Origin of the sequence: uncultured Bacteroides sp. (assembly GCF_947632445.1) — a bacterium.
Classification (GTDB): domain Bacteria; phylum Bacteroidota; class Bacteroidia; order Bacteroidales; family Bacteroidaceae; genus Bacteroides.
In genome coordinates this window covers 55,842-73,328 of sequence record NZ_CANRPM010000010.1, presented here as the reverse complement: position 1 = coordinate 73,328, position 17,487 = coordinate 55,842, and the positions used below count along the sequence as shown (strand labels likewise).

Genomic DNA, 17,487 nt, shown 5'->3' with positions numbered 1-17,487 from the left:
CTGCTGTACATCTTTGCCGTCTTTTTTGTCACAAAGATATCTCGCTTTCTCTCTATGCCCTTTTTTGACCACTAACACTCCGGGATACAATTTAACATACCCGTAGCACTCACTTCAGACATTGTCCATGACCAACAATTCGAAATTTCTTAGGTTTCAGAAAGCCACAAGACAAAGCATCAATGACGCTTTACATTATGTAATATATTACCCGTCACCATTGTTAATACCACAATGTAGGCAATATTGTTACAAAAATACTCAAATTTAATCATTCAAGCAAAAAGCAAAGAAAAAATAGAATTGACATTATAAATCATTAACATTTTAGGTTCCGCAAGTGTTAAAATGATGTAATCCTAAGTTCAAGTTGATAATGCAACAACGGTAATGTTGAAAAAATGGATAGAGTAAGAATAACGTGAGTTCGACGAATTTTAAGTTCTTAGGATTTGGTGATTAGCGAAAATTGTCGTATCTTTATAGTGCTAAAAAAGAAAGAATTACGAACAATAATCGCTATGATCACCGAAAGCAAAGCTATAGAATTATTCTGTATGGCAGATGATTTCTGCAAGTTTTTTGAAGCCATGATGATAAAATACATGCTTAAACCTGCTACAAAGCGGAAATATCACCGTGTTTCAACCCTGTCAAAGGCAGAAATCATGCTCATTATGATACTTTTTCATGATTCAGGATACAATACAAAGCCTTTGTGGAATTTATATATGGGAAGCTTGCCAATGTAGCCCTTATCACCAATTTTATAAGCATTTACAATTCGTCGAACTCACGTTATTTTATAAACTTAAAAAACTCTGTATCCTCTGTGGTGCACTCATCCGAATAAAGTTCTGAAAGCTTCCTCTACCTTCCTCACCGGCACCAACTCGATGTGCAGCTTTCGCGTGTCCAGCCCTTGCACGTTGTGCTTGGGCAGGATGAAGCGTTTGAAACCCAGCTTCTCGGCCTCGCCGATGCGCTGCTCGATGCGGTTCACGGGGCGTATTTCGCCCGAAAGTCCCACCTCTCCCGCCATGCACACTTCGGCTTCGATTTCCGTGTCCACGTTGCTCGACAGGATCGCACTGATAACGGCTAAATCGATGGCAGGGTCATTCACCTTCAGGCCTCCGGCGATATTCAGGAAGACATCCTTTTGCGCCAGCTTGAAACCCACGCGCTTCTCGAGTACGGCCAAGAGCATGTTCATGCGGCGCAGGTCGAAACCCGTGGCCGAGCGTTGCGGATTACCATAGACGGCGGAGCTGACCAGCGCCTGCGTCTCGATGAGAAACGGACGCACACCCTCAATGGCCGAGGCGATGGCCACGCCGCTCATGCCTTCGTGATCGTGGCTTAGGAGCAGTTCTGAGGGGTTGCTCACCTGCCGCAATCCGTCCTGCCGCATCTCGTAGATGCCCAGTTCGGCGGTGCTGCCGAAGCGGTTCTTGATGCTGCGCAGGATGCGGTACAGGTAGTGTTGGTCGCCTTCAAACTGGAGGACGGTGTCCACGATATGCTCCAGCACCTTGGGGCCTGCAATGCTGCCTTCCTTGTTGATGTGGCCGATGAGAATAACCGCCGTGTGTGTCTCCTTGGCGAAGCGCAGGATGCTGGCGGCACACTCGCGCACTTGGGCGATGCTTCCGGGTGATGACTCCAGTGCTTCGGTCGAGATAGTCTGTATGGAGTCGATGATGACAAGGTCGGGGCGGGTGTTTTTGATATGGACGTAGATTTGTTCGAGTGACGTTTCGCAGACAATCAGGCAATCCGACGACTGCTTTGTCAGCCGTTCGGCACGCAATTTCAGCTGGCGGGCGCTCTCTTCGCCCGAAACATAGAGCACGCGCTTCTCCGTCAGTCGCAGGACGGTTTGTAGAACTAAGGTCGACTTGCCGATGCCCGGCTCGCCGCCTATCAGCACCAGCGAACCTTGTACCAGTCCGCCGCCCAGCACGCGATTTAACTCGGCGTCGTGCAGGTCGATACGGGGTTCGTCCGCAGCCTCTATTTCGTCCAGCGTTACGGGTTTGGCCTTGGCCGGCGCAATGCCTGCTTCGGGGCGGCGGACGACGGGTTCTTTGCGCACGATTTCCTCGGTAAAGGTGTTCCACTGCCCGCATGCAGGGCACTTCCCCTGCCACTTGGGCGACTCCTGTCCGCAGTTGCTGCATACGTACACGGTCTTTTCTTTGGGCATAATCAGAAAGTTTTTTTTAAGATTGTGGCTTCAAAGATAGTGCAAACCAAGAGAAGCACAAAGCGGAAACGAAGTTTTCGGCTATTCCTTTCCCTTGTTTGGTTGCAGTCTGTCTGCCATTTTCTGTCTGTTGTTTTAATTTTCTGCCAGCTGTTTTGTCGCTTTTGTTCAGTGTCCATGCTTGCGTTTTCACTCTTGTTTTCGGCATGACAAGATAACCTTTAAAATCCATCCATAAAAGCCGGACTGTCTGTTAACACAACTAATCCATTGATTTAAGGTGTGGAAAACGGTGCTTTCGTGCGGTCGAAACATTGTTTTCTGTTTTACAACTCTGCCGATATGTTTTTCAAAGTGGATTGCATCCGACGTGTGAATGAGAAAACGAAAACTGCCAACTGTCAGCAGTAAGGGAGTGGAAAAATGGAGATGGATAGTGTCGTTTGGCCTTCCAGGTCGGTGTTTTAGTTTTTATTAACGTGAAATTTGTTCCCTGTTAACAGATTTTTAGCGGTTAAAGGAGGCCTATTTTTGGCTGTTACGCAGTGATGTTTTAATTTTGCTGTGTCGACGCAAGGAGGGAAGAGGAGCCGGGCGGATGCCGGTCTGTTGAAGCGTTCTCTCCGAACGTTTTTCACTCAAAAAATGGTAAGGAAGCCTATGATAGAAGAAATTCTGAAATACAACAAGCAGTTTGTAGCCGAAAAGGGCTACGAGCGATTTATCACTACAAAGTATCCTGACAAAAAGATCGCCATCCTGTCGTGCATGGATACGCGGCTGACCGAACTGCTGCCTGCCGCACTGGGTATCAAGAACGGCGACGTAAAGATGATCAAGAATGCGGGAGGCGTTATCTCGCACCCCTTTGGGAGCGTCATCCGCAGCCTGTTGGTGGCCATCTATGAACTGGGCGTCACGGAGGTGATGGTCATTGCCCACTCCGATTGCGGTGCATGTCACATGAGCGGCGAGCAGATGATAGCCGATATGAAGGCGCGGGGCATCAAGCAGGAAACGATTGACCTGATTCGCTTCTGTGGTGTGGACTTCGATTCGTGGCTTTATGGCTTCGGCGACACAGAGAAATCGGTGCGACAGACGGTGGATACCATCTCGAACCATCCGCTTATCCCGCACGACATACACGTGTCGGGCTATATCATTGACTCCGTGACGGGCGAGCTAACGCCGGTGGAATGACCAGGCGGTGATTTCGTTCGCCGGGAATATGTGTCGATACAGAAATTGAAGTTTTGCCGTTTGGAAATCTGTTTCTGGAGCTGCTTCATGTTAAAGTTCTCCAGTGCATTTGTTTCGGGGGTTCTCCATCATTCCGATAGTCGCTGGTGTATATTCGCAAAATGGAAGTGTGAGTGGCGACTATACCATGTCTTATTTCGCAGTTTCTCTACGGATTAGAGTTGTATTTCTTTAAAAGGCCGACAATTTTCTGCACTTTTATCACAAAAAGTGGGGAAAAGTATTAGATTGAATGTTTTTATTCCTATATTTGCAGCAATTTATCAAAAAGACGACAAAGGAACAGTAATTATGAACAGATACTATTTATATACAGGGACATCCATGTGTACCATGACCCTTAGGGGTTAGGGGATAGTATTTGTGTTTCTACGTGTTACACTATTTTTCAGCAGTTTTTTCGATTTTACATTTTAAGAAATGTCAGTGCAGACCCTTTTGGGGGTGTTTGCTTCCGACACATTGTATCACCCTTTCAATCTATATATAATATACAGAGAAATGAAAGTTATGAAATTCGGCGGAACGTCGGTAGGTTCCGCAAAAAGCATTTTGAGCGTCAAAAAGATAGTAGAGGCTGCAGATGAGCCGGTGATTGTGGTTGTTTCGGCCTTGGGAGGCATTACGGACAAGTTGATAGATACTTCACGCAAGGCCGCAGCTGGCAATGCCTCCTATGAAGAAGGCTTCCGTGAAATCGTGTTCCGGCATGTGGAGATGATCAGAGAAGCTTTTCCGGCAGGCCCTCAACAGGTGGAATTGCAACATAAGGTGGGCGAACTACTGAACGAGCTGAAAGATATTTTCCAGGGCATCTATCTCATCAAAGACCTGTCGCAGAAGACGTCGGATACCATCGTGAGCTATGGCGAACGCCTCTCTTCTATCATCGCTGCCCAGCTGACAGGAGCCGAATGGTTTGACTCACGCCAGTTTATCAAGACAGGAAAGAAGTTCTCCAAGCACGTGCTCGATAAGGAACTGACCAACCGCCTGGTGCGCAGCACCTTCTCCAACCTGCCCAAACGTTCGCTGGTGCCCGGTTTCATTGCCACCGACGTGGCGACAGGCGACGTGACCAATCTGGGACGGGGCGGATCCGACTATACGGCAGCCATCATTGCCGCCGCCCTTGACGCCGACTCGCTGGAGATATGGACCGACGTGGATGGCTTTATGACTGCCGATCCGCGGGTCATCTCTACCGCCTATACCATCAACGAACTGAGCTATGTGGAGGCGACAGAGTTGTGCAACTTCGGCGCTAAGGTAGTCTATCCACCCACTATCTACCCCGTGTGTCACAAGAACATCCCCATTCTCATCAAGAATACCTTCAACCCCGAAGGCGAAGGAACTATCATTAAGCAGGAAGTATCCAATCCGCAGAGCAAGCCTATCAAGGGTATCTCGTCCATTAACGACACTACGCTGATTACGGTTCAGGGTTTGGGCATGGTAGGCGTCATCGGTGTGAACTACCGTATCTTCAAGGCGCTGGCCAAAAACGGGATCAGTGTGTTCCTCGTGTCGCAGGCATCGTCGGAAAACTCCACCTCTATCGGTGTATGCAATGCCGATGCCGACCTGGCTTGCGCCGTGCTGACCGAAGAGTTTGCCAAGGAAATCGAGATGGGTGAAATCTCGCCTATTCAGGCGGAAAAGAACCTGGCTACGGTGGCTATCGTGGGCGAGAACATGAAGCACACGCCGGGTATCGCAGGCAAGCTGTTCGGTACGCTGGGGCGCAACGGTATCAATGTGATAGCCTGTGCGCAGGGTGCCTCGGAGACGAACATCTCGTTCGTAGTCGAAAGCAAGTCACTCCGTAAGTCGCTCAACGTCATTCACGACTCGTTTTTCCTCTCCGAATACCAGGTGCTCAACCTTTTCATCTGTGGTATTGGTACGGTAGGCGGAAGTCTCATCGAACAAATTCGGAGCCAACGCCAGAAACTGATGCAGGAAAACGGCCTTCAGCTGAATGTAGTGGGTATTGCCGACGCCTCGAAAGCACTCTTCCGTCGCGGAGGCATCGACCTGGAGCACTACCGCGAAGACCTGAAACAGAATGGAACGGACAGCTCGTTGGACGTATTGCGCAGCGAAATTATCGGTATGAACATCTTCAATTCGGTGTTTGTCGACTGTACGGCCAGCGCAGACGTCGCCTCCCTGTACAAAGACTTGCTGCAACACAACGTGTCTGTGGTGGCTGCCAACAAGATTGCTGCCTCGTCGGAGTACGAAAGCTATCGCGAACTGAAGCAGATAGCCCGCCAGCGTGGTGTGAAGTACCTCTTTGAAACCAATGTAGGCGCAGGTTTGCCAATTATCAACACCATTAACGACCTCATACATAGCGGTGACAAGATCCTAAAGATTGAGGCTGTGCTGAGCGGAACGCTGAATTATATCTTCAACAAGATCAGTGGCAGCATACCTTTCAGCCAAACTATCCGCATGGCGCAGGAAGAGCGTTATTCCGAACCCGATCCGCGCATCGACCTCAGTGGGAAAGATGTTATCCGCAAGTTGGTCATTTTGGCACGCGAAGCCGGTTACCGTCTGGAGCAAGACGACGTAGAGAAGCACCTCTTCGTGCCCGACGATTTCTTCGAAGGATCGCTGGATGATTTCTGGAAGAAAGTGCCCGCGCTGGATGCCGGCTTTGAAGCCCGTCGTCAGGTGCTCGAAGCCGAGAAGAAACACTGGCGTTTCGTGGCCCGGTTGGAGGATGGCAAGGCTTCGGTAGGCCTGCAGGAAGTGGGCATCGGCCATCCTTTCTACGGCTTGGAGGGCAGCAACAACATCATCTTGCTCACCACCGAACGCTACCGCGAATATCCGATGATGATCCAAGGTTATGGTGCAGGAGCTGGTGTGACAGCCGCCGGCGTCTTTGCCGACATCATGAGTATTGCAAACGTTTAATCAATGAAAAATTGAGAATGGAACATTCAAAATGAACGTATCGCCATTTCTCCATTAAAGAAATGAAACACATCATTATATTGGGCGACGGCATGGCCGATTGGCCTGTCAAGTCGCTGGGCGGCAAAACCTTGCTGCAAGCCGCTCATACACCCTACATGGACATGCTGGCCCGCATGGGTCGTACAGGGCGACTCGTCACTGTGGCTGATGGATTCCATCCGGGTAGCGAGGTGGCCAACCTGTCGGTCATGGGTTATAATCTGTTCAAAGTGTACGAAGGACGCGGCCCGCTGGAAGCCGCCAGCATTGGTGTCAATCTGAAGCCGGGCGAGATGGCCATGCGATGCAACATCATCTGCATCGAGGGAGATCTGCTGAAAAACCATTCGGCGGGGCACATCACAACGCCCGAAGCCGATGTGCTGGTGCAATACTTGCAGGAAAAGTTGGGAAACGATAGGGTGCACTTCTACACAGGCGTGCAATACCGCCATCTGCTGGTGGTCAAGGGAGGCGACAAGCGTATTGATTGTACACCGCCCCACGACGTGCCGCTCAAACCCTACCGTCCTCTGATGGTGAAGCCTCTGCCAGGTACGGAACACATTACCTGCCCCGAAGGTAACGCCGAACTTACACCCAAGCAGACGGCTGATCTGATAAACGATCTGATTGTACGTTCGCAGGAACTGCTCAAGAACCATCCGCTCAACCTGAAGCGCAAGGTTGAGGGCAAAGACCCCGCCAACAGCATCTGGCCTTGGAGCCCCGGCTATCGTCCGCAGATGGAATCGCTGGCCGAAAAATATCCTCAAATCCGTAAGGGCAGTGTCATTTCTGCCGTCGACTTGATCAATGGTATCGGTTATTATGCGGGTTTGCGCCGTCTGACGGTGGAGGGAGCTACGGGCTTGTATGACACTAATTACGAGAATAAGGCTGCCGCTGCGATTGAAGCGCTGAAGGCTGACGACTTCGTTTACCTTCATGTGGAGGCCAGTGACGAGGCTGGTCATGAGGGCGATGTGGATTTGAAGATACGTACCATCGAGAATTTGGACAGCCGTGCCATAGGTCCCATCTATGAGGAAGTAAAGGATTGGAATGAACCGGTAGCCATCGCCGTCCTTCCCGACCATCCTACACCCTGCGAACTGCGCACGCATACGGTCGAACCTGTACCTTTTCTCATTTGGTATCCGGGCATCGAACCAGACGAGGTGCAGACATTCGACGAAGTGGCCGCCTGCAATGGCGTTTATGGTTTGATGAAAGAAGATGAGTTTATGAATGAATTTATGAAATAACCCCAATACTGAATGAAATACTATAGCACCAACCAACAGGAACACAACGTCAGTCTGGAAGAGGCTGTCGTCAAAGGACTGGCTGCTGACAAGGGTCTTTACATGCCCGATGTCATCAAGTCATTGCCCGCATCGTTTTACGACCATATCGAGGATTTCAGCTTTCAGGAGATAGCTTGCCGTGTGGCCGATGCTTTTTTTGGCGAAGTCGTACCAGCCGATACCTTGAAACAGATTGTCTGCGACACGCTGAGCTTTGATGCACCGCTGGTGCCCGTGTCAGACGGCATCTATTCGCTGGAGCTTTTTCACGGCCCTACGTTGGCTTTCAAGGATGTAGGCGGCCGCTTCATGGCACGTCTGCTGGGTCATTTCATCCGCAAGGAGGGCAAACAGCAGGTCAATGTGCTGGTAGCTACTTCGGGCGATACAGGCAGTGCGGTAGCCAATGGCTTCTTGGGCGTGGAGGGTATTCATGTCTATGTACTTTATCCCAAAGGCAAGGTGAGCGAAATACAGGAGAAACAATTTACGACCCTCGGGCAGAACATCACTGCTCTCGAAGTAGACGGCACTTTTGACGATTGTCAGGCGTTGGTAAAGGCTGCCTTCATGGACAAGGAACTGAACGCTCACATGCAGCTGACGAGCGCAAACTCCATTAACGTGGCACGTTTCCTGCCGCAGGCCTTCTATTACTTCTACGCCTACGCCCAGCTGAAGAAAGCCGGCAAAGCCAACAACATCGTTGTTTGTGTACCCAGTGGTAACTTCGGCAACATCACGGCAGGCCTCTTCGGCAAACGCATGGGCTTGCCCGTAAAGCGCTTCATTGCCGCCAATAACCGCAACGACATCTTTTACCAATATCTGAAGACAGGTATTTACTCACCTCGTCCGTCGGTAACCACCATTGCCAACGCCATGGACGTAGGCGCGCCCAGCAACTTTGCCCGTGTGCTCGACCTTTATAACAACAGCCATGCTGCCATTTGCACCGACATCAGCGGGTTTACCTATACCGACGAACAGATAGCCGAAACGGTGAAGAACGTATGGCAAACGCATCATTACCTGCTCGATCCGCATGGAGCTTGTGGCTATCGTGCCCTGTCCGAAGGGTTGAAACCAGGTGAAACAGGTATCTTTCTGGAAACGGCCCATCCTGCCAAGTTCAAAGATACTGTAGAGAAGATCATCGGCGAAAAAGTGGAAATACCCGCCAAATTGCAGGCTTTCATGCGTGGACAGAAGCAAAGCCTGTCGATGTCGAAAGAATTTGCTGCGTTCAAGGACTATCTCCTGACTTCATCACTCAAAATTGAGTAATGAAGACAGGAAAAAGAATACGAAATGCCGTTATCCCAGCGGTCAGATTATCATCAACTGACCTGTTCGAATGCTTTGACGGCTCGCGAGCAACACTTGTACGGCTTGCGAGCCATGCTTGTGTTCCGGTCCGACATTGCTTGTTTGATTGTCTAGCATTATTTGCCGTGTGTCATCGCATTGCTTCCTGTTTCTTTGGGGACGGTTGGCTGTTTCTGTTTGTAAAGAGACACTTGACGGTCGTAAAGTGAAACATTCGGACGCTAACTATGGACTTTAGCCGACGTATCTCCCTGTTGGGAACTGTTTTTCCCGATTTATCCTTCACGCTTTCACCGTCGCTTTTTGTCGCTGAATGACAGCGAGATATGGTGAAAGATGATGATTCACCGCCGGTTTCACCACAATTTTACGGAGTGGATTTGCTTTTTCCGTATGTTTCACCGTAAGTTGTTTGTTGTTAGGTAGTTATGGTGAAACTTCACTTGTGAAAGTACGGATTTTGGAGGGTGAAACCTGTGAATCTTGCTATTTTATTTTGTGGCAAATTGAATGCAGTTTCGATATTTTTTTTTAAATTTGCATTGACAGTAATGGAATAGCGATTTCCGTTGTCAACTTATTTTTGGATAATGGACTAAAAGTCCTTGTTCCGGCTTACTGAATAACCGCCAAATCTATTCAAACACAGGAACATGCGACGATTAGGTTCATGCCCCTTGGGGCGTGGATTGTTCGTACTTGTTTAGTGTTGAGGTTTGCTTGGCGGTTGACCTAGTAAGTGGATAAGTATGCAACGGCCCCGCCCTTTTCGTTACACCATGTCTTATAATAATTATGGTGAACATAGGTCAAAATATCAAAGAAGAGTTACAGCGTCAGGAGCGAACCGTCAGTTGGCTGGCTCGCAAACTGAACTGCACCCGTGCTGCCGTTTATCGCATCTTTGATAAAAACAGCATTGATACGGTCCTGCTTCTGAATATTTCCCAGATTTTGCGTCGTGATTTCTTCTACGAATTGTCGGAAGAGACTAAGAGCAGACTGACAGAATAATGATACAGAAGTGTATCGTTTGTGATACACAAATCGGTTTGGTGTTTATTGTAGAATGTTTAATATTGCAGCCAGTTTCTTATGATATCATGGAATTTGTAGGAAGTGGTTGAATTTAACGTTCAGTGGTCTCTCACTTCTGGAATAATAACAGCCGTCAAAGGAGACTATCGGCATAAACTTAAAAAAACAATTAATATGAAAAAATTATTTATTTGTATGGCTCTGTGTCTGATGTCTGTTACTGTATTGGCACAAAAAGAAGTTACGGTGAAAGCTGGTACATTGGTTCCTTTACAGATTTCTGCTCCAACGAAAGCTGCAGATGTTAAAGTTGGCCAGAAGGTAGCATTTAAGGTTTCTCGTGATGTTAATGTAGATGGTGTTACAGCTATTCCTTACGGAACAATTGTAGACGGAACTGTATATGAGGCAAAGAAGTCATCGTGGTGGGGAACAAAAGGCCGTTTGGGTATTAGAATAACAGAATTCTATGGTCCTAATGGAGAAATGATTCCTTTGGCTAATGGTGATGTGTATGTAACTGGCAAAAACCGTACAACACTTTCTGTATGCTTATTTGTTTTTGTTATATGGCCAGCTTGTTTTATCTGTGGCTCGAAAGCAGAAATTCCTGCTGGCTATGAGATTCAAGCTAATGTTGCTTCAAATACAGTAGTGAAAGTATTTGAATAAGTCAAAAGTTCATGTGTTTTTGAGGGACTATAATTAGATCCTTTTGTCAATGGGAGGCATTCTCCTTTTGCAAAAAAGTAAACGAAGCGGGCAACTGTGTCCGCTCCGTTTATCTTTTTACCGGCATGGCGTTTTTGTTGTTCGTCGTGTTGCCTTTATAATCCTTTGCAGGGCGGCTGTCCGCTAAAAACTTGACATAGTGTTCCAGAAGGTTGGCATAAACCTTCGCAAAGAACTCTTGTGGACGGCGGATATTGGTTTCTGCAAGTTTATTGCGCCTTACAAGGTAGTCAAGCCTAAGATAGTGAAGCTTATTTGCTTCGGCTTTCATTCTAATATCGAGCTCCCACAATGAATCAAAGTGTTTGAGTATTTTATCGTGAGTTCAATGAAATATAAGTTATTGGAAATTTGGTGAATAGCGATATTTTCCTGACTTCGTCAATGCGTACCCCAAAATTCATCAGTGAATAGTAGTGCGATGCGTTGATGACGTTTCATGAGCATGGTTTTGCTGATTGTCTGCTTGTTTTGAGGCAAACGGACCCGGATTGTCACGATTGTCTGTGCAAGTGCGAGTACCTTGTCGACGCTCATTCAGATTTCCGAGAGTTTGAGCAGTCGCTCCAGTTCCTTGTAAACTTTCAATGCCATGAAGCAGATGCAGACGTGTGCCTCGATCCTTCGTCGCGTGAAGTGGAACATCGGCCGTATCTCTATCTTTGATTTGGATATGCGGAAGGCTCTTTCCACATTCCACAGGTTATGATATGCTGCATAGACTTCTTCCGAAGGAATCTCGGTATTTGTAAGATACCCTTTGAGACTTGGGCGGCTCCAATATCCATTGCTTTATTTTCCTGCTCTCGTTCCTTATTTTCGCTCCGATTATATACTTGTACCCGTTTCTCTCAAGTTCTGCCATGTTGTCATTGTTCGTCAGTCCGGAGTCTGCCACCACGATAAAGTCCTCAAGATTATATCTGCGCACAAATTCCGTCACCACCGGCAGCATAGTGTGGCCCTCATATTTGTTGCCCTCGTGAATGCAATAAGCCAGCGGATAGCCGTCTATGCTTACTAACAGGCCTAATATTATCTGAGGGTTCTTATGCCGATACCACAAAATCAGGGTGCGCAAAGTTACAAATAATTGTTTATTAACTTATTATGGAATTACTCAATTTTGAGTGAAGAAATCAGGATAAAAAGTTCTGAAGGTGTTGTCGCCCGCTTTTTGCCCCTTTGATTGACAAGAGATACGTTCAGGAAGTCGATTTATATTTGTTGTTTTAGAGAAAAATCACGAATATTGCACCTCTATACAAACATTGGATAGGATATGAAAACGATATTCAGCATTGTCTGCACTTTCCTGTACGCAATCGTCTGCTCCGCACAAGTCTTGACTTTGCCTGTCTCGGAAGCTGTGTCGCCCGGTATGTGGTTGTGCTATCGCATGCACTTGCACTTGGATAACGAACCATCGGATGTGGAACTTCGCATCGCGGCGGACAGCAAATATTGGCTTTGGGTGAACGGTGAATTGCAGGTGAGAGAAGGCGGATTGAAGCGTGGCCCTAATCCGAAGGATACGTATTGTGACGTTCTTCGTGGACGGCAAGGCTTGCGTGAAGGCGACAATATGGTAGCCGTATTGGTGTGGTACTTTGGTAAAGATGGGTTCAGTCATCGCAATTCGTTGACGCCGGGACTGGCTTTCCGCCTGTCAGTGGACGGAAGGGAACTGAATACGGACAGCGTTTGGAAGGTGTGTAAGCATCTGGCTTACTACTTGCCCGAAGGAGAAAGACCCAACTATCGTTTGCCGGAGTCGAACATCGGGTTCGATGCCGCGAAGCATATCGCTTTCCAACAGCCCGATTATGATGACGGCAGTTGGAGCAAGGCTCGTCGGGTTTCGTTGGAGGAGGCCGGATGGCATCGGTTAGTGGATCGTCCCATTCCTCAATGGAAGGACTACGGCCTGAAAACTTATACAAGGACGGAACAGCGGGAAAATCGGATCCTGGCCTATCTGCCTTACAATGCGCAGATGACCCCTTACCTGAAAGTGAAGTCGGTGGCCGGTCGGAAGATTGATATCCGTACAGATGACTATCGGGGCGGTTCGGCTACAAATGTGTTTGCCGAATATATCACACGCGAAGGTGTTCAGGAGTTTGAATGCTTCGGGTGGATGAATGGGCATTATGTCATCTATACCATCCCCGAAGGATGCGAGGTGCTGGAATTGAAATACCGCGAGACGGGATATGATACGGATTTTGCAGGCAGTTTCTGGTGTGACGATCCTTTTCTGACCCGTTTGTGGACGAAGGCGTAGCGTACACTCTACATTACGATGCGTGATACTTACATGGATTGTCCCGATCGGGAGCGGGCTCAATGGTGGGGCGATGTGGTGAACGAACTTGGCGAAGCCTTTTATGCTTTGGACGAGAAAGCTCATCGGCTGACACGCAAGGGAATCTGTGAACTGATGGATTGGCAACGGGCAGACAGTACAATCTTCGCTCCTGTGCCTGCCGGCAACTATAAGGACGAACTGCCCATGCAGATGTTAGCCAGTGTGGGCTACTATGGTTTTTGGACATATTATATGGGAACGGGTGACAGAGAACTGATTGAATACGTGTTTCCTAAAGTAAAGAAATACATCCACGTTTGGAAAACTTCTGCCGACGGATCGGTTATTCCCCGTAAGGGCGGATGGACATGGGGCGACTGGGGAGACAATAAGGATATGGAGCTTCTGTTCAACCTGTGGTACTCCATCGCTTTGGACGGTTATGCCCACATGGCTCGTCTGGTAGATGAACCGGTCGAAGCGCATTGGGCGGACGAAACAAACGTCTGTCTGCGTAAAGTCTTCCATCAGAAGTATTGGAGGGGGACGTATTATAAATCGCCCGACTATGAAGGGCAACCCGACGATCGTGCCCAAGCTTTGGCTGTTGTGGCCGGCGTGTTGCCCAAAGAACTTTATCCGATTATTCGTCCTTTCTTTCGCCGGCAATATCATGCCAGCCCTTATATGGAAAAGTATGTTCTGCAGGCTCTTTGTGAGATGGGATACTATCAGGATGCGATGGACCGAATGAGACTGCGCTACGAGGCGATGGTGGACAGCCCGCTGACCACGTTATGGGAAGGTTGGGGCATTGGTAAGGAAGGCTTCGGGGGTGGTAGTTATAATCATGCTTGGAGTGGTGGCCCGCTGACTATCTTGAGCAGTTACGTGGCTGGTGTGAAGGTGGTGGAGCCTGGCTTTAAAGTCTTTTCGATTTGTCCCAATTTAGGAAACTTGAGTCATGTGAAAGTGACAGTTCCGCTTTCTGGCGGACGTTTCATCGAGGCCGATGTGAAAAAGAATGTAGAACGATGTGCGCTTGAACTGACAGTACCCGAAAACACGACAGGATTGGTGAGTTTGCCTGACGGATATACGCAAATATGTGTGAACGGAAGACCTGCCCAAGCAGGGGTAAAATTGAAGACAGGTGTTTGGAAGATTGAGTTTTGGAGGCCTTCCTCGCAAATAAAAAATTGAGTAGATTATGGAAAAGACATGGAGATGGTTTGGTAAAAAAGATCCGATTACGTTGAAGATGCTTCGACAAATCGGTGTGGAAGGCATTGTGACGGCGTTACACGATATTCCTAACGGCGAAGTGTGGCCGCTGGAAGCGATTGTGGAGTTGCGCGACTATATAGAACAGGCTGGCTTGCGCTGGTCGGTAGTGGAAAGTCTGCCCGTGAGCGAAGCCATTAAGTATGGTGGGAAAGCGCGCGACCGTCTGATAGAAAACTATGGAATAAGCCTGTCAAACCTATCGAAAGCAGGGATTAAAACAGTGTGTTATAATTTCATGCCCGTCATCGACTGGATACGAACCGACTTGAATCATCGGTGGAAGGACGGTTCTTCCTCGTTGTATTTTGACAAAATACGTTTTGCTTATTTCGATTGCCGGATTTTGCAACGTAGAGAAGCTGAAGCGGACTATACGGCGGAGGAGTTGCAGAAGGTGGACGAGTTGGCAAAGACCATTACTGACGAAGAAAAGTATGAGTTGATAGATACTGTGATTGTCAAGACACAGGGCTTTGTGAATGGCAACATTGACGGGCATACGTCCGCTCCTGTACAATTATTCAGAGAACTTTTGTCGCGCTACGAGGGGATTGACCGCAATCGGTTGCGTGATAATCTGTGTTATTTTCTGTCGGCCATTATGCCTGTCTGCGATGCTTTCGACATAGATATGTGCATACATCCAGACGATCCGCCTTATCAAATGCTGGGGTTGCCTCGTATTGTCACTTCGGGTGAAGACATCGACTGGTTGCTCAAAGCAGTGGACAATCCTCACAACGGGTTGACTTTCTGTGCCGGTTCGTTGAGTGCAGGTATGCAGAATGATGTGGTTGAGCTTGCCCGCCGTTTCGCTTCGCGTACCCGTTTCGTGCATTTGCGCAGTACAAATGTCATGCAAGATGGAAATTTTATGGAAGCATCTCATTTGGAAGGACGCGGACACGTACCTGAACTGGTCGCTTTTTACGAAAAGAATCTGCCCGATGTGCCTATGCGTGTCGACCACGGCCGGCTGATGTTAGACGATGGAAATAAGGGCTATAACCCCGGTTATTCCTTCCATGGGCGTATGCTTGCATTGGCCCAGGTGGACGGGATGATGGCGATGGTGCGTAAATTTCCGACTTTTTTCTCCTAATATTTTGTAGTCGAACAGATTATTTATATCTTTGCAAACGGAAACGGATGAAAGGTGGAGGGGCAATCAAGCTCCTCTTTTTTATTCTTATACGATTTATATGATAGAGAAAAAAACAATTTGTGAAATTGTAGAAGATTGGTTGAAAGACAAAGATTACTTTCTGGTAGAGGTAACGGTGAGTCCTGATGACAAGATTGTGGTGGAGATTGACCACAAAGACGGTGTTTGGATAGAAGATTGTGTGGAGTTGAGCCGCTATATCGAATCCCACCTGAACCGCAATGCGGAGGATTTCGAACTGGAAGTGGGCTCGGCCGGTATCGGACAGCCTTTCAAGGTGCTTCAGCAGTACTTGAACCACATTGGTGAAGGAGTGGAAGTACTGACCAAGGACGGACGTAAACTGAGCGGTGTACTGAAGGATGCCGATGAACAGCATTTTACGGTTACTATCCAGAAGAAAGTAAAGGAAGAGGGCATGAAACGCCCGAAGATGATGGATGAGGATTTGAGCTTTACGTATGAAGAAATAAAATATACTAAATACTTAATCAGTTTTAAATAAGATTATGGCCAAGAGAGAAGATACTGTCAGCATGATTGACACATTTTCGGAGTTTAAAGAGCTGAAGAATATCGACAGAACGACGATGGTGAGTGTACTTGAGGAGTCGTTCCGTAGCGTGATTGCGAAAATGTTTGATACGGATGAGAATTACGACGTCATTGTAAATCCCGATAAGGGTGATTTCGAGATCTGGCGTAACCGTGAGGTGGTTGCCGATGAGAATCTGACGAATCCCAATTTACAAATATCCCTGAGCGAGGCACAAAAAATAGACGCTTCGTATGAAGTGGGTGAAGAAGTGACAGATGAGGTAGACTTCGCGAAATTTGGTCGTCGTGCTATCTTGAACTTACGCCAGACGCTGGCCTCCAAGATATTGGAGCTGGAGAAAGACAGCCTTTACAACAAATATATAGATAAGGTGGGAACAGTTGTGAATGCCGAAGTCTATCAGATTTGGAAGAAAGAAATGTTGCTGCTCGACGATGAAGGCAACGAATTGTTGTTGCCTAAGACAGAGCAGATACCGAGCGATTTCTATCGTAAGGGAGAGACAGTCCGTGCGGTGGTGGCTCGCGTAGATAATAAGAACAACAATCCGAAGATTATCTTGAGCCGTACTTCTCCTGTCTTTTTGCAACGCCTGTTCGAGATGGAAGTACCGGAAATCAATGATGGTCTTATTACTATCCGTAAGATTGCCCGTATTCCTGGCGAACGTGCCAAGATTGCTGTAGAAAGTTATGACGACCGCATTGACCCGGTAGGCGCATGCGTCGGTGTGAAGGGAAGTCGCATTCATGGTATTGTGCGCGAACTCCGCAATGAGAACATTGATGTTATCAATTATACTTCGAATGTACAGCTGTTCATCCAGCGTGCATTGAGTCCCGCCAAGATTTCTTCCATCCGTTTGAATGAGGAAGATCGCAAGGCGGAAGTCTTCTTGAAACCCGAAGAAGTCTCTTTGGCCATTGGTAAGGGCGGCTTGAATATTAAGCTGGCCAGTATGCTGACAGAATATACCATTGATGTCTTCCGCGAAATAGAAGGAAATGTGGAGGAGGAAGATATCTATCTGGATGAATTCCGTGATGAAATCGAAGATTGGATTATTGATGCAATCAAAGGTATTGGAATTGATACAGCCAAGGCCGTATTGAATGCTCCTCGTGAAATGTTGATCGAAAAAGCCGACTTGGAGGAAGAAACAGTAGACGAAGTGCTGCGCATTTTGAAACAGGAATTTGAAGAAGAGTAATAGATGTGTTAATATATATGATTTGAATGTGCTAATGTATGGATGAAAGGCACATCGAGGAAGAGGGGCGATTTATTGGCACATTAGTACATTGCACA

Annotated in this window: 14 protein-coding genes and 3 pseudogenes; 12 read left to right on the top strand and 5 right to left on the bottom strand. The window is 47.7% G+C overall.

Annotated features, from left to right (window positions below; translation table 11 throughout):
- Nucleotides 1-521 precede the first annotated feature (521 nt).
- Nucleotides 522-704, top strand: a pseudogene (locus Q0Z70_RS03750) (IS982 family transposase); the annotation flags it as partial.
- Between the two features lie 137 nt (nucleotides 705-841).
- Here the strand turns inward: Q0Z70_RS03750 and radA are convergent.
- Both radA and Q0Z70_RS03740 read right to left on the bottom strand, forming a co-directional pair.
- Entirely contained in the window at nucleotides 842-2,209 is a 1,368-nt protein-coding gene (gene radA, locus Q0Z70_RS03745) for a DNA repair protein RadA (protein ID WP_298072768.1), read from the bottom strand.
- Between the two features lie 16 nt (nucleotides 2,210-2,225).
- Nucleotides 2,226-2,441, bottom strand: a complete 216-nt coding sequence (locus tag Q0Z70_RS03740) for a hypothetical protein (protein WP_298072767.1) — start codon at nucleotides 2,439-2,441, stop codon at nucleotides 2,226-2,228.
- 428 nt (nucleotides 2,442-2,869) lie between these two features.
- Between Q0Z70_RS03740 and Q0Z70_RS03735 the strand changes: the two genes are divergently transcribed.
- Nucleotides 2,870-3,412, top strand: a complete 543-nt coding sequence (locus Q0Z70_RS03735) for a carbonic anhydrase (protein WP_298072766.1) — start codon at nucleotides 2,870-2,872, stop codon at nucleotides 3,410-3,412.
- Between the two features lie 26 nt (nucleotides 3,413-3,438).
- On the opposite strand, the pseudogene Q0Z70_RS03730 reads toward Q0Z70_RS03735, so the two are convergent.
- Nucleotides 3,439-3,544 (bottom strand): annotated as a pseudogene (locus Q0Z70_RS03730) (L-asparaginase 1); the annotation flags it as partial.
- 429 nt (nucleotides 3,545-3,973) lie between these two features.
- Here Q0Z70_RS03730 and thrA point away from each other — a divergent pair.
- The 5 genes from thrA to Q0Z70_RS03705 all read left to right on the top strand — a co-directional run bounded on the left by thrA (nucleotide 3,974) and on the right by Q0Z70_RS03705 (nucleotide 10,797).
- Nucleotides 3,974-6,406 carry a bifunctional aspartate kinase/homoserine dehydrogenase I gene (gene thrA / locus Q0Z70_RS03725; RefSeq protein ID WP_298072765.1) on the top strand — a complete coding sequence of 811 codons (2,433 nt, stop codon included), beginning with the start codon at nucleotides 3,974-3,976 and terminating at the stop codon, nucleotides 6,404-6,406.
- 62 nt (nucleotides 6,407-6,468) lie between these two features.
- Nucleotides 6,469-7,716 (top strand): cofactor-independent phosphoglycerate mutase, encoded by a 1,248-nt coding sequence (locus Q0Z70_RS03720; RefSeq protein ID WP_298072764.1) that lies wholly within the window; start codon nucleotides 6,469-6,471, stop codon nucleotides 7,714-7,716.
- Nucleotides 7,717-7,728: 12 nt separating this feature from the next.
- Complete coding sequence (gene thrC / locus Q0Z70_RS03715; RefSeq protein WP_298072763.1) at nucleotides 7,729-9,045, top strand: threonine synthase; 1,317 nt, start codon at nucleotides 7,729-7,731, stop codon at nucleotides 9,043-9,045.
- A gap of 837 nt (nucleotides 9,046-9,882) precedes the next feature.
- Nucleotides 9,883-10,101: an XRE family transcriptional regulator gene (locus tag Q0Z70_RS03710; protein WP_298072762.1), complete on the top strand. Its 219-nt coding sequence runs from the start codon at nucleotides 9,883-9,885 to the stop codon at nucleotides 10,099-10,101.
- A 198-nt stretch (nucleotides 10,102-10,299) separates the two neighbouring features.
- Complete coding sequence (locus tag Q0Z70_RS03705) at nucleotides 10,300-10,797, top strand: hypothetical protein (protein ID WP_298072761.1); 498 nt, start codon at nucleotides 10,300-10,302, stop codon at nucleotides 10,795-10,797.
- A gap of 109 nt (nucleotides 10,798-10,906) precedes the next feature.
- Here the strand turns inward: Q0Z70_RS03705 and Q0Z70_RS03700 are convergent, their stop codons facing one another.
- Both Q0Z70_RS03700 and Q0Z70_RS03695 read right to left on the bottom strand, forming a co-directional pair.
- Complete coding sequence (locus Q0Z70_RS03700) at nucleotides 10,907-11,128, bottom strand: hypothetical protein (protein ID WP_298072760.1); 222 nt, start codon at nucleotides 11,126-11,128, stop codon at nucleotides 10,907-10,909.
- A 110-nt stretch (nucleotides 11,129-11,238) separates the two neighbouring features.
- Nucleotides 11,239-11,914: pseudogene (locus Q0Z70_RS03695) on the bottom strand (transposase); the annotation flags it as partial.
- Nucleotides 11,915-12,139: 225 nt separating this feature from the next.
- Here Q0Z70_RS03695 and Q0Z70_RS03690 point away from each other — a divergent pair.
- The 5 genes from Q0Z70_RS03690 (at nucleotide 12,140) to nusA (ending at nucleotide 17,389) form a co-directional block, all read left to right on the top strand.
- Nucleotides 12,140-13,144: a hypothetical protein gene (locus Q0Z70_RS03690; RefSeq protein WP_298072759.1), complete on the top strand. Its 1,005-nt coding sequence runs from the start codon at nucleotides 12,140-12,142 to the stop codon at nucleotides 13,142-13,144.
- Nucleotides 13,145-13,162: 18 nt separating this feature from the next.
- Nucleotides 13,163-14,371 (top strand): alpha-L-rhamnosidase C-terminal domain-containing protein, encoded by a 1,209-nt coding sequence (locus Q0Z70_RS03685; RefSeq protein ID WP_298072758.1) that lies wholly within the window; start codon nucleotides 13,163-13,165, stop codon nucleotides 14,369-14,371.
- Between the two features lie 7 nt (nucleotides 14,372-14,378).
- A complete protein-coding gene (gene uxuA / locus Q0Z70_RS03680; protein ID WP_298072757.1) occupies nucleotides 14,379-15,557 on the top strand; it encodes a mannonate dehydratase in 1,179 nt (392 codons plus the stop codon).
- Between the two features lie 100 nt (nucleotides 15,558-15,657).
- Nucleotides 15,658-16,125 carry a ribosome assembly cofactor RimP gene (gene rimP, locus Q0Z70_RS03675; protein ID WP_298072755.1) on the top strand — a complete coding sequence of 156 codons (468 nt, stop codon included), beginning with the start codon at nucleotides 15,658-15,660 and terminating at the stop codon, nucleotides 16,123-16,125.
- Between the two features lie 4 nt (nucleotides 16,126-16,129).
- A complete protein-coding gene (gene nusA / locus Q0Z70_RS03670; RefSeq protein WP_298072753.1) occupies nucleotides 16,130-17,389 on the top strand; it encodes a transcription termination factor NusA in 1,260 nt (419 codons plus the stop codon).
- Nucleotides 17,390-17,487 lie beyond the last annotated feature (98 nt).